At 62.0% G+C, this 13156-nt stretch carries 8 protein-coding genes, 2 tRNA genes and 2 rRNA genes (1 of these 12 only partly in view); 5 read left to right on the forward strand and 7 right to left on the reverse strand.

Annotation, left to right across the window (positions count from 1 at the left end):
• From AYJ54_RS37345 to AYJ54_RS37360, 4 genes are all read right to left on the reverse strand, one after another.
• Positions 1-685: ribosomal RNA gene (locus tag AYJ54_RS37345) — 23S ribosomal RNA — on the reverse strand (it extends 2189 nt beyond the left edge of the window).
• Between the two features lie 386 nt (positions 686-1071).
• Positions 1072-1147 (reverse strand) — tRNA-Ala (locus AYJ54_RS37350).
• 33 nt (positions 1148-1180) lie between these two features.
• Positions 1181-1257, reverse strand: a tRNA-Ile gene (locus tag AYJ54_RS37355).
• A 227-nt stretch (positions 1258-1484) separates the two neighbouring features.
• Positions 1485-2975, reverse strand: a 16S ribosomal RNA gene (locus tag AYJ54_RS37360).
• The 16S and 23S rRNA genes sit together here with 2 tRNA genes alongside, the layout of an rRNA operon.
• A 983-nt stretch (positions 2976-3958) precedes the next feature.
• On the opposite strand from AYJ54_RS37360, the gene AYJ54_RS37365 reads away from it, so the two are divergent.
• Complete coding sequence (locus AYJ54_RS37365) at positions 3959-6022, forward strand: M23 family metallopeptidase (protein WP_063707182.1); 2064 nt, start codon at positions 3959-3961, stop codon at positions 6020-6022.
• Between the two features lie 30 nt (positions 6023-6052).
• Here AYJ54_RS37365 and AYJ54_RS37370 read toward each other — a convergent pair whose 3' ends face one another.
• Positions 6053-6466: a hypothetical protein gene (locus AYJ54_RS37370; RefSeq protein ID WP_063707184.1), complete on the reverse strand. Its 414-nt coding sequence runs from the start codon at positions 6464-6466 to the stop codon at positions 6053-6055.
• Positions 6467-6751: 285 nt separating this feature from the next.
• On the opposite strand from AYJ54_RS37370, the gene AYJ54_RS37375 reads away from it, so the two are divergent.
• Together AYJ54_RS37375 and AYJ54_RS37380 are read left to right on the forward strand one after the other, a co-directional pair.
• Positions 6752-7111, forward strand: a complete 360-nt coding sequence (locus AYJ54_RS37375; RefSeq protein ID WP_063707186.1) for an SPW repeat protein — start codon at positions 6752-6754, stop codon at positions 7109-7111.
• Positions 7112-7174: 63 nt separating this feature from the next.
• Entirely contained in the window at positions 7175-7438 is a 264-nt protein-coding gene (locus tag AYJ54_RS37380) for a hypothetical protein (RefSeq protein ID WP_063707188.1), read from the forward strand.
• A 63-nt stretch (positions 7439-7501) separates the two neighbouring features.
• On the opposite strand, the gene clpB is transcribed toward AYJ54_RS37380, so the two are convergent.
• Positions 7502-10141, reverse strand: coding sequence for an ATP-dependent chaperone ClpB (gene clpB / locus AYJ54_RS37385; RefSeq protein ID WP_063707189.1), 2640 nt, complete (start codon positions 10139-10141; stop codon positions 7502-7504).
• Positions 10142-10398: 257 nt separating this feature from the next.
• Between clpB and AYJ54_RS37390 the strand changes: the two genes are divergently transcribed.
• Positions 10399-11187 carry an MOSC domain-containing protein gene (locus tag AYJ54_RS37390; RefSeq protein WP_063707191.1) on the forward strand — a complete coding sequence of 263 codons (789 nt, stop codon included), beginning with the start codon at positions 10399-10401 and terminating at the stop codon, positions 11185-11187.
• Between the two features lie 106 nt (positions 11188-11293).
• On the opposite strand, the gene AYJ54_RS37395 is transcribed toward AYJ54_RS37390, so the two are convergent.
• A complete protein-coding gene (locus tag AYJ54_RS37395; protein WP_063707193.1) occupies positions 11294-11950 on the reverse strand; it encodes a TIGR02594 family protein in 657 nt (218 codons plus the stop codon).
• 234 nt (positions 11951-12184) lie between these two features.
• On the opposite strand from AYJ54_RS37395, the gene AYJ54_RS37400 reads away from it, so the two are divergent.
• Complete coding sequence (locus AYJ54_RS37400) at positions 12185-13048, forward strand: alpha/beta fold hydrolase (RefSeq protein WP_063707195.1); 864 nt, start codon at positions 12185-12187, stop codon at positions 13046-13048.
• The last annotated feature ends 108 nt before the right edge of the window (positions 13049-13156 follow it).

Genomic DNA, 13156 nt, shown 5'->3' on the forward strand with positions numbered 1-13156 from the left:
ATAATACAAAAGGTACGACGTCACCCAGAACGTATCTTGGGCTCCGTCTGTTTGTAGGTGTCCGGTTTCAGGTCTATTTCACTCCCCTCGTCGGGGTGCTTTTCACCTTTCCCTCACGGTACTGGTTCGCTATCGGTCGCTGAGGAGTACTTAGGCTTGGAGGGTGGTCCCCCCGTGTTCAGACAGGATTGCACGTGTCCCGCCTTACTCGAGGATACATCATCGCATTACTCGTACGGGGCTATCACCCTCTGAGGCCCTGCTTTCCTGACAGGTTCCGATTGTCTTTGATGTATCACTGGCCTGGTCCGCGTTCGCTCGCCACTACTAACGGAGTCTCTGTTGATGTCCTTTCCTCCAGGTACTTAGATGTTTCAGTTCCCTGGGTTTGCTTGAAACCTCCTATTTTATTCAGAAGTCTCATACCTTCTCTTGATAACCGGAAATCCAAAACCTCTTCGATCGAAATCCAAAGGCCTGGCTTCTCGCATTATCTGGTCGAACCCCACACCGTTGTCTTTCGACAAAGGTCTTGGAGTTCCGGCTATCGAAGGTGGGTTTCCCCATTCGGAAATCCGCGGATCAAAGCTTCTTCGCAGCTCCCCACGGCTTATCGCAGCGTAGCACGTCCTTCGTCGCCTCTCAGCGCCAAGGCATCCACCGAACACCCTTAAGGCACTTGATTGCTCTCATTATCAATGTCCACACACTCGGCAGAATGTTGTCTGCGCAACGGCCATCAAAGGCACGCGTCCTCGATGAACGCGATTGGCGCAGCCGGACATTGACTAGAAAGACCAGCTTGCTTCGTAAGATCGTTCCGATAGCGAGGCGGTCAAGCTTCGCTAAAAGGATCATTCACAACCCGCTGTCTGCCTCACGGCCGAAAGCGAGCGCCGAAATGATCCGGAGATAATGAAGGCTCGCGCAACAATTGCTGCACGATCCAACTCGGATCGATCTCCTCTTTACGATGTCAGAAAACACGCAGTTCGTAGTCTTTGGTGAAGACTTGCGAATGCGAAGCGATGTTTCGCGGACGACGGTTGGGATGTCGATGATCAAACCATCTGGTGGAGCCAGACGGGATCGAACCGACGACCTCATGCTTGCAAAGCACGCGCTCTCCCAGCTGAGCTATGGCCCCGTAACCAGAAGACGAATGCTCACTCGATGAAAGTGGTGGGCCTGGGAAGACTTGAACTTCCGACCTCACGCTTATCAAGCGCGCGCTCTAACCAACTGAGCTACAAGCCCCTAACGCTATCCTCTCAAGGACTAGGGCCCTGCTCGCGTGCACGCCGCCGACACGCGCCGAATGCAATCGCACAGCGCAGCCCCGGCGCGTGTTCGTCCGCGAAGAAAGAGAAACGAAGACGGCGAAATCCCGCCAATGGAGCTCAACGATCTGGCGATCTGTTGGCCCCTGATGTTTCTAAAACGGTCCGATAGTGAGCGTGAGCTCGCTGAAGGACCATCCTTAGAAAGGAGGTGATCCAGCCGCAGGTTCCCCTACGGCTACCTTGTTACGACTTCACCCCAGTCGCTGACCCTACCGTGGCCGGCTGCCTCCATTGCTGGTTAGCGCACCGTCTTCAGGTAAAGCCAACTCCCATGGTGTGACGGGCGGTGTGTACAAGGCCCGGGAACGTATTCACCGTGGCGTGCTGATCCACGATTACTAGCGATTCCAACTTCATGGGCTCGAGTTGCAGAGCCCAATCCGAACTGAGACGGCTTTTTGAGATTTGCCAGGACTTGCGTCTTCGCATCCCATTGTCACCGCCATTGTAGCACGTGTGTAGCCCAGCCCGTAAGGGCCATGAGGACTTGACGTCATCCCCACCTTCCTCGCGGCTTATCACCGGCAGTCTCCTTAGAGTGCTCAACTAAATGGTAGCAACTAAGGACGGGGGTTGCGCTCGTTGCGGGACTTAACCCAACATCTCACGACACGAGCTGACGACAGCCATGCAGCACCTGTCTCCGGTCCAGCCGAACTGAAGAACTCCGTCTCTGGAGTCCGCGACCGGGATGTCAAGGGCTGGTAAGGTTCTGCGCGTTGCGTCGAATTAAACCACATGCTCCACCGCTTGTGCGGGCCCCCGTCAATTCCTTTGAGTTTTAATCTTGCGACCGTACTCCCCAGGCGGAATGCTTAAAGCGTTAGCTGCGCCACTAGTGAGTAAACCCACTAACGGCTGGCATTCATCGTTTACGGCGTGGACTACCAGGGTATCTAATCCTGTTTGCTCCCCACGCTTTCGTGCCTCAGCGTCAGTACCGGGCCAGTGAGCCGCCTTCGCCACTGGTGTTCTTGCGAATATCTACGAATTTCACCTCTACACTCGCAGTTCCACTCACCTCTCCCGGACTCAAGATCTTCAGTATCAAAGGCAGTTCTGGAGTTGAGCTCCAGGATTTCACCCCTGACTTAAAAACCCGCCTACGCACCCTTTACGCCCAGTGATTCCGAGCAACGCTAGCCCCCTTCGTATTACCGCGGCTGCTGGCACGAAGTTAGCCGGGGCTTATTCTTGCGGTACCGTCATTATCTTCCCGCACAAAAGAGCTTTACAACCCTAGGGCCTTCATCACTCACGCGGCATGGCTGGATCAGGGTTGCCCCCATTGTCCAATATTCCCCACTGCTGCCTCCCGTAGGAGTTTGGGCCGTGTCTCAGTCCCAATGTGGCTGATCATCCTCTCAGACCAGCTACTGATCGTCGCCTTGGTGAGCCATTACCTCACCAACTAGCTAATCAGACGCGGGCCGATCTTTCGGCGATAAATCTTTCCCCGTAAGGGCTTATCCGGTATTAGCACAAGTTTCCCTGTGTTGTTCCGAACCAAAAGGTACGTTCCCACGCGTTACTCACCCGTCTGCCGCTGACGTATTGCTACGCCCGCTCGACTTGCATGTGTTAAGCCTGCCGCCAGCGTTCGCTCTGAGCCAGGATCAAACTCTCAAGTTGGACTTGAACTTTGAACCGGCTGATCACAACGTTTGACGAGGTCCCACCATACTCGCGAAGCGATTCACATCGCTTGCGAACTGACCTCAATCAAGAGGTCATGGTGTTACCTTTGAAACGTGTACCGCCGAAGTCTTTCGTCCGGCCTCGATCAGAAAAGCCGAAGCTTTTCAGAAACAAGACCCGCAAGGACTCCGCCGTCCACGTTTCTCTTTCTTCATCTTCACTTGTCAAACAGCCCGGGACCGGAGAGGCCCCAACCTTCCTGAGAGGAAGGGTTCCGACACCCCTACCGACGATGAATGACTCCAATCGACCGGTGTCGACTGTTGTGTCACTCAACAAGGTGAGGAGCATCAGGGGCGCGTCCGCTTGCCGTGGTCAGTGACCCGGCAGCGCCGCGCTCAGTGGTCGGGGTTATAGTCCCCCCCGATCGGGATTGTCAACGCCCATTGTCAACAAATCGTCGCACGCCCAAGTCGCTTGTGCAGTGCAGAAAAATGCCCGCATTTTCTGAAGCTTAACCGGGGCGCGGAGAGCGGTTCCGCACCACGGGTGGCAGAGAACTTGAAAAAAGTTTGGGGCCGAGGGGGGCCCGGAAGCGGCTTTCGGCGCCCTCCGAGGGGGGCTGCGGCGCCTCCCCGTTCAGGAAACTTTTTCCATATTTGGCGCCGTACTAGAGCCACAATCCCGCGGCGTTCTGATAAGAGACAAGCTTGAATCGCGGAATGCCAGTGGGGGCTGCCGCGATTTTCATGGGGTCCGAGGAAGGCGATCTTACAGATGAAGCGGCCTTCTTCAGACATTCGAGAGACATCGAGAGACCTTTACCCGCTTAGCTGTTCGTAATTTCGGCCAGCCCTTCGGGCTTCTGAAGCGCGGACGCTGTGCGGCTTGCCGTTTCCCGTGATCCCCCTTGAAGAGGGCGACCAGGGATAAGGTTCGAGAGCGGTCTTCTCGGGTCGTTGATTGGGGGACGTGGGTTGAACCAGAGGACGTCACGCGGCGCTTACGGGCGTGAGACCGGGATCATCGATCTCGGCCACGAGCCGCCGCTCTCCGTCGATGGTTCCGAAGCCGCCGTCATCGATCGTCGTCGCGTCTCCGTGCAATGGTTCAGCGGTACAATTCTGACCGGACTCTGCGGCGCGGCCCTGATCGGCGGCGCCGTTTTCGCGTCGCTCGACGGCGAGATGACCTTTGCCAAGGTGCCGGAGCGGGTCGAGGGCGCGCTGCGCGGTGCGTTCGGCGCAGCTGATCGCGTCGCCACGCTGCACAAGAGCGACCGTCTGCCGCCGCCCGGCGAATCCACGGCCTCGCGCAACATCGTGCGCGTCTCCACCGTCGCCCGCGTCGGCAATCGCGACGTGATGCGGGTGCGCCCCTTCATCCGGATCGCCGGCAATCTGTCGATGACGACGAGCGATCTGTCGGCAAAAATCCCGCCGTTCAACGCGCAGCGTCTTCTCAGCGACGTCGGCTCCGATCCCAAGACGGCCTCCGACGATCCCAACAATCCCGAGGCGGTCGAACCGGATGCCGAGGTCTCCTTCGTCACCAAGGACCTGTCGCCGGTGCTGCCGAAGGCCAAGATTTCCGCGGTTGTGGCGCTCGACGACATCCTGATGCGGGTCCGCGACGCCGCCAACTGGCGCGGCAATGGCGGCGTGCGCTACGCCGCGCTCGCCAACGCCACCGCCGACGTCTCCGGTGCGGCCGGCCAGTCCGACATCAAGATGGCCTACGCCACCGAGACGCCCTCGGCGGACCCCTATGCCGGCTTCGAGACGCGGGTGGTGCCGGAAAACGTCACGCTGCTGCCGAAGACCAAGGAACAGATCACCGGCGGCAATCCCAACGGCGAGCGCGTGCACCTGGTCAAGAAGGGCGACAGCGTCGCCTCCGTGCTGCGCGATCTCGGCGCCACGCCGGACGAGATCAAGGCGATCACCGCAACGCTCGGGCCGCGCGGCCGTGACGGCGGCCTGAAGGAAGGCGAAAAACTCCGCATCCTGATGGCGCCGGCGACGCCGGGCGCGCGGCTGCAGCCGTTCCGCGTCGTCGTCGCCAACGAGACCACGGTCCAGGCCATCGCCGCGCTGTCGGATCTCGGCAAATACGTCGCGGTCGACGTCTCGAGCATGAACACCGTTGCCGATGCGACCGCGAACGCGAGCAGCGACGACGACGATGATGACGACGGCTCCGGCGTCAGGCTCTACCAGAGCATCTACGAGACCGCGATGCGCAACAAAGTGCCGATGCCGGTCATCGACGACATGATCAAGATCTACTCCTACGACGTCGACTTCCAGCGCAAGGTGCAGCCGGGCGATTCCTTCGACGTGTTCTACGCCGGCGAAGACGAAGGCGTGACGTCGACCGAGAAGAACGACGTGCTGTTCGCTTCTCTCACAGTCGGCGGCGAGACCAGGAAATACTACCGCTACCAGAGCCCCGACGACGGCGTCGTCGACTACTATGACGAGACCGGCAAGAGCGCGAAGAAGTTCTTGGTCCGCAAGCCCGTCAACACCGCCATCATGCGCTCCGGCTTCGGCGGCCGCCGCCACCCAATCCTTGGCTATGTGAGGATGCACACCGGCGTCGACTGGGCCACCGCCTACGGCACGCCGATCTTCGCCGCCGGCAACGGCGTGATCGAGAAGGCCGAACTCGAAGGCGGCTACGGCAAATATGTCCGCATCAAGCATAACAACGGCTACGAGACGGGCTATGGCCATCTGTCGGCCTTTGCCAAGGGCATGGAGGCGGGCAAGAAGGTGCGGCAGGGTCAGGTGATCGGCTTCGTCGGTTCGACCGGCGCGTCGACCGGCCCCCACGTTCACTACGAAATCCTGGTCAACGGCCGTTTCGTCGACCCGCTGCGCGTCAAGCTGCCGCGCGGCCGCTCACTGGAAGGCCCGATGCTCGCCGGCTTCGAGAAGGAGCGCGACCGCCTCGATGGCATGATGAGCGGCCGCAACGGCGCCATCGCCCGGATCTCGGATGCGACCGGCGGGCCGCTGCAGGTGACCAACCGCTAAGCCGGCAATCCCTCACCCTTGTTGAGCGATCTAGGGCAAGACCGTCGCCCGCACGATCACGAAGACGATCCCGATCGCCGTCAGGCCGAACGAGACGGCTGCCAACGGCAACAGGACGTCGATCGCGGCATGCGAGCCGCGAAGTTTTGCGCCCCAGACCGCGAATTCGCCGGCCTCCCAGTCGTGCAGCGACGTGGGCCCCCGATGCGGCTCGTACGGCATCCGATACCTCCTCCAGAGGAGCGCAAGGATCCATGGCAGCAGGATCGCGACCACGAACAGCAACGTGACCAAGCCGAGGGAGAGACTGATATCACTGCTGCGGTCAAACAGCACCCAGGCCATGAACGCGAACCATGCGACAAGGCCGACTGCGGCCGCGTAGATCTTGGGGTGAAGCTCGTCGAAGACAGGTCGTTTGCGGGCGACGAGATCTCGTTTCATGGCGATATCCTGCGCTGGCTATGGCTCGCCGGCGACGGAATTGCCGACCGCGATCGAATCGATCAGGCGCGCAAGCAGGCCCTGAATGAGGACATACCGTGTCCCGCGGGTCCCGGAGGGATCCCAGCGCTCGGCGGCGAGCCTGTATGCTGGGGCAACCCCAGCCCACGATGGCAGTTTCATTAAATCGAATGGTATCGATGGCCCTGCCGGACCGGGGCCGCGGAACCCAAATGACCGCTCGCCGGTTAATTGCGTTGGCAAATCTTCGAAGGAGGATGTGTCATGGAAAACTGGAGCAATGCAAAGCTGTGCGACGTCGCAAACCTTGTCCTCGGCGCGATTCTGTTCGTTTCGCCGTGGATGTTTAGCTTCGACGCCGGAAAAGTTTCCCAGAACGCCACCATTGCCGGCCTGGTAATCGCAATCCTTGCGATCGCCGCCCTGGCGGCCTTCGCGATCTGGGAAGAGTGGCTGAACCTGATCGTCGGATTGTGGACGCTGGTATCGCCTTGGATATTGGGCTTCCAGGGAACCACGGCGATGACCGTGCATGTGGTGATCGGCGCTGCTGTGGCGGTGCTTGCGGCAATCGAAATCTGGATCATGACCCAGAACCCACCGCGGCTTACCACGGGCCGCTGAGACATTTGGCCATCTGCTTGCCGCTATCGGCAGCGGGCGGTCGCAGCGTTGGGATGACGAGCCATGAGACGCGTTACCCGAGACGATGTCACCAAGGTGATCAGCGCGGCTGACGACGTGACCATTGCCCAGATCATAGGAACGGGCGCCACGGTGGACGAATTGGTGGAGGCGCAGGCCTGGATTGCCAATGACGAGCCGATGCTGAACACGGGCAGACCGCTGGCAACCGGGCGCGTTCGGGAACTCGTCGATATCCTCTCTGAGCTTGAGCCAAGCGAGGATGAGGATAACGCCGGCGGCAGCCCGGTCGCGGATCAGGCCTGACAGAAACAAGCCGCTCTGGATGCCCCCTGTGCAGACAGGATGCATCCAATCGCTTGATTTTGCCTAGTTCAGCTTGCGCTTCGGCACCGGTGTTTCGAACTGCGTGATCTCCGCGGTCTGCGGCGCCTTGCCGTTGAAGGTCAGCACGTTGCCTGCAGAGGAGATCGCGACGGTATCCCCGTCCTTCACCTCGCCGGCCAGGATCATCTCCGCGAGCGGATCCTGGAGGTAGCGCTGGATCACGCGCTTCAGCGGCCTTGCGCCGTAAGCCGGATCCCAGCCCTTGGCCGCGAGCCAGTCGCGTGCGGCCGCGTCGAGCGTCAGAACGATCTTGCGATCGGTGAGCAGCTTCTGCAGGCGCGCGAACTGGATCTCGACGATCCGGCCCATCTCGCTCTTCTGCAAGCGGTGGAACAGGATGATCTCGTCGACGCGGTTCAGGAACTCCGGCCTGAAATGCGCCCGCACCGTCGCCATCACCTGGTCGCGCACGGCAGAGCTGTCCTCGCCTTCCGGCTGGTTCACCAAGAATTCCGAACCGAGGTTCGAGGTCATGATGATCAGCGTGTTGCGGAAGTCGACCGTGCGGCCCTGGCCGTCGGTCAGGCGGCCATCGTCGAGCACCTGGAGCAGCACGTTGAAGACGTCCGGATGCGCCTTCTCGATCTCATCGAACAGCACCACCTGGTAGGGCCGGCGCCGCACCGCTTCGGTCAGCGCGCCGCCCTCGTCATAGCCGACATAACCCGGGGGCGCGCCGATCAGCCGCGAGACCGAGTGCTTCTCCATGTATTCGGACATGTCGAGGCGGACCATCGCGGTCTCGTCGTTGAACAGGTACTCGGCGAGCGCCTTCGTCAGCTCGGTCTTGCCGACGCCGGTGGGCCCCAAGAACATGAACGAGCCGGTCGGCCGGTTCGGGTCCTGCAGGCCTGCGCGCGAGCGGCGCACGGCGGTCGCGACCGCACGCACGGCCTCGCTCTGGCCGATCACGCGCTGGCCGAGCTGCTCCTCCATCTTCAGGAGCTTCTCCTTCTCGCCTTCCAGCATCTTGTCGACGGGCACGCCGGTCCAGCGCGAGACCACCTGCGCGATGTGGTTGGCGGTGACCGCCTCCTCCATCATCTCGCCGGAGCCTTCGCGCGCCTCGATCTCGGCAAGCTTCTTCTCGAGCTCCGGGATCCGGCCATAGGCCAGCTCGCCTGCCTTCTGGAATTCGCCGCGCCGCTGGGCGTTGGCGAGATCGACACGCAGGGCGTCCAGCTCCGACTTGAGCTTCTGGGCGTTGGAGAGCTTGTTCTTCTCCGCGCTCCAGCGCGCCGTCAGCGCCGTAGACCTCTCCTCGAGCTCGACGAGCTCCTTCTCGAGCACCTCGAGACGGGCTTTGGAGCCGAGATCGCTTTCCTTCTTCAGGGCCTCCTGCTCGATCTTGAGCCGGATGATCTCGCGGTCGAGCGAATCCAGCTCTTCCGGCTTGGAATCGACCTGCATCTTCAGCCGCGCGGCGGCCTCGTCCATGAGGTCGATCGCCTTGTCGGGCAGGAAGCGATCGGTGATGTAGCGGTTGGACAGCGTCGCGGACGCAACAAGCGCCGAATCGGAGATCCGCACGCCATGGTGCTGCTCGTACTTGTCCTTCAGCCCGCGCAGGATCGAGATGGTGTCCTCGACCGAGGGCTCGCTGACGAAGATCGGCTGGAAGCGCCGCGCCAGCGCCGCATCCTTCTCGACGTGCTTCTGATACTCGTCCAGCGTGGTCGCGCCGATGCAGTGCAGCTCGCCGCGCGCCAGCGCCGGCTTGAGCAGGTTGGATGCGTCCATCGCGCCGTCGCCCTTGCCGGCGCCGATCAGCGTGTGCATCTCGTCGATGAACAGGATGAAGGCGCCTTCGGTCGCGGTCACTTCCTGGAGCACGGCCTTCAGCCGCTCCTCGAACTCGCCGCGGTACTTCGCACCGGCGATCAGCGCACCGAGATCGAGCGAGAGCAGCTTCTTGTCCTTGAGGCTTTCGGGCACATCGCCGTTGACGATGCGCAGCGCCAGGCCCTCGACGATGGCGGTCTTGCCGACGCCGGGCTCACCGATCAGGACGGGATTGTTCTTGGTCCGGCGCGACAGCACCTGGATGGTGCGGCGGATCTCCTCGTCGCGGCCGATGACCGGATCGAGCTTGCCGTCACGCGCGGCCTGGGTCAGGTCGCGGGCGTATTTCTTCAGCGCATCATAGGCGTTCTCGGCGGTCGCGCTGTCAGCAGTGCGGCCCTTGCGTAGCGCCTCGATCGCGGCGTTGAGGTTTTGCGGGGTGACACCGCCCTTACTCAGGATCGAGCCCGCCTCGCTGGTCTTCTCCAGCGCGAGCCCGAGCAGAAGCCGCTCGACGGTGACAAAGCTGTCACCGGCCTTCTCGCCGGCCTTTTCGGCGGCATCGAAGGTGCGGGCGAGTTCGGGCGCCAGATAGATCTGCCCAGCGCCGCCGCCACTGACCTTCGGCACCTTGTTCAGGGCGTCCTCGGTCGCCTTCAAAATCGCACGGGAATTGCCGCCGGCACGGTCGATCAGACCGGCAGCGAGCCCCTCATTGTCGTCCAAGAGGACTTTCAGGAGGTGCAGGGTCGAAAACTGCTGGTGCCCCTCGCGCATCGCAAGCGACTGCGCGGACTGGATGAAGCCCCTCGAGCGTTCGGTATACTTCTCGATGTTCATATCTTTTTCTTTCCCTCGGCCTGCCCCTGGAGCCCATTAAGGCACTCCAAACGGCATCTTCATTGGGTTTCCGCTGGCCGCATTGACGTTCCTCAACAGGCAGCGGTCGTTATCAGCCGGCGCTGGCGCCGGCCTGACCCAGATGTGGGAAGCATGCCCTCGGATCGGAAGAGGCGACTTCACAAATTCGTGCGCTGCAAATTCGTGCGCTCAATGGCCGGCTTGGCGCCGGCCGGTCGAATCCCTTAAGTAGCGCCATGACAACCAGCCCGAATGCCGAGATCACCGGCCTTTACCGCTACCCGGTCAAAGGCCTGACGCCGGAGCCCCTGCCCCGCGCTCCCCTGCGGGCCGGGCAGACACTGCCCGCCGACCGCCGCTACGCCATCGAGAACGGTCCGAGCGGCTTCGATCCCGAAGCGCCGCAATGGATGCCCAAGACCCAATTCCTGATGCTGATGCGCAATGAGCGGCTGGCCACGCTGGACAGCCGCTTCGAGGACGCCACCAATCTCCTGACCATCCGTAAGGACGGCGAGGTCGTCGCCAGCGGTAATCTGGAGACCGCGGCGGGGCGCTCCGCCATCGAGGGCTACTTCACCGAGAATTTCCAGAGCGAGCTGCGCGGGCCGCCAAAACTGCTGTCCGGGCGCGACCACAGCTTTTCCGACGTCGCCCGCAAGGTCGTCTCCATCATCAATCTCGGCAGCGTCCGCGCGATCGAGACCATGCTCGGCGGCGCCGCCGTCCATCCCTTGCGCTTCCGCGCCAATCTCTACCTCCAGGGCTGGCCGGCCTGGTCCGAGCTCGACCTCGTCGGCCAGACGCTCGCCATCGGCGAGGCCCGGCTGAAGGTGGTCAAGCGCATCGTCCGCTGCGCGGCCACCAATGTCGATCCAGAGACTGCCAAGCGCGATCTCGAAATCCCGCCAACGCTCTCGCGCAATCTCGGCCATATGGACTGCGGCATCTACGCCGAGGTGATCGCCGACGGCGAGATCGGTGTGGGCGATCAGGTCGCGGTGGAAGAGCCGAAGCTGGTGTGAGCAGCCGTAGGGTGGGCTAGCCGTAGGCGTAACCCATCTCGTCTGTGGACGCGGAAACGAAAGAGGTGGGTTACGCTTCGCTAACCCACCCCACGATTTTCGCGCCTCAGTTCGGCATCACATACGCATAGATCCGGCCGCGCGAGACCGGCGCCTCGCGGACGCGGTTGCCGTTATTGCCCGAGATCATGATCGGATTGCCCTTGGCGTCGATGCCGGTGATGATGCCGACATGGCCGCCGCGGCGGCCGCGCGACATTACCGCGATCGCGCCGACCTGCGGACCGGAGACACGCGTGCCGTAATGCGCGAACGAATTCGCCATGTCGGAGCCGGTGCCCTTATGGCCGGTGTGCTCCAGCACCATGTTCATGAAGCGCGCGCACCACAGACTGCCGCGGCTGGTCGGATTGCCGCCGAGATAGCGGCGCGCCTCGGAGACCAGGCCCGACCCGCCATTGAGGCCGCCGCTCATGGCCATGCCGTCGCTATTGGCATTCGGATCATAGCTGGCCTGGGTATCGCGGAAGCCGCTCGCCTGCAATTGCTCCGCGCTGCGCTCAAAGCGCGAGCCGCGCGCGTGGTGCCGGTAATGATGATATCTGCGGGCGTGATGTGCGGTGTGATGCACGTGGGCGTGCCGCTGTGCGCTATGACGGTGCGATCGTGCTGACGCCGGAGACGAGAACGCGGCCACCGCCGCGAAGAAGAGCGCCAGCGCGACGACGAGACGCGACAGGCGATACGCAAACAACTCAAACATTCCTCATCCTTCGTTGACACCCCTCTTCCCGTCGGCCCATGGGGCGGCCGACATCCACGAGGCCGTAAAAACGTTAGATGTGGCGAGAAAAAGACACTGCGCCGCAGTGCGAAACGCCGCTTCCGGTAATCGTTGCGATGATTTTGTGTCGCTGCTGGTCTGATGCTGCCGCATTGCTGCCAACAGGATTAACTGCGATCCTGTGCGCACGGCTACAAGAGAGGGAAACAGTTAATGCCCCACGCCACGACCAGGGACGACGTCCGCATCTATTTCGAGGAGGCGGGTCAGGGAACGCCCATCATTTTTCTGCACGAGTTCGCGGCCGACTACACCAATTGGGAGCCGCAGATGCGCTACTTCTCGCGCGGCCATCGCTGCATCACCTATTCCGCGCGCGGCTACACGCCGTCGGACGTACCGTCGGGCGAGGTCTACACCTACAAGCATTTCTACACCGATGCGCTCGCCGTGCTCGATCATCTCAAGATCGACCGCGCACATCTCGTCGGCCTGTCGATGGGCGCCTACTCGTCATTGCAGATCGGCCTCAACGCGCCGGAGCGCGCGCTGTCGATGACGCTCGCCGGCGTCGGCTCCGGCTCGGAGATCGAGCACCTCGACGCCTGGCGCAAGCAATGCCGCGCCAATGCCGAACAGTTCGAGACGCTCGGCTCCTCCGAAGTGGCCAAGGTCACGCGCGAAGCACCGAGTCGGATTCCCTTCCTGGTCAAGGACCCGCGCGGCCACGCCGATTTCTACGCCGCGCTGGCGCGGCACGACACCAAGGGATCGGCCAACACGATGCGCGGCTTCCAGGGCGGCCGTCCCTCGATCTACACGATGACGGATGCGATCGAGAAGGCGGCGACGCCGGCGTTGATCATCTGCGGCGACGAGGACGATCCGTGTGTCGGGCCGAGCCTGTTCCTGAAGAAGCATCTGCCGGCGGCGGGGCTCGCGATGTTTCCGAAGACTGGCCACGTGCTCAATCTCGAAGAGCCCGCGCTGTTCAACGAGGCGGTGGAGCGGTTCGTCACGCTGGTGGAAGCCGGGCGATGGCCGGTGCGCGATCCGAGGTCGGTGGCTGCAAACTAGCTTGTCATTCCGGGATGCGCCGACAGGCGCAGGCCCGGAATCCATTGCCCCACAAACGCTGAGGCACGATGGATTCCGGGTTCGATGCTTCGCATCGCCCCGGAATGA

It is taken from the genome of Bradyrhizobium centrolobii, assembly GCF_001641635.1.
GTDB classification, from domain to species: domain Bacteria; phylum Pseudomonadota; class Alphaproteobacteria; order Rhizobiales; family Xanthobacteraceae; genus Bradyrhizobium; species Bradyrhizobium centrolobii.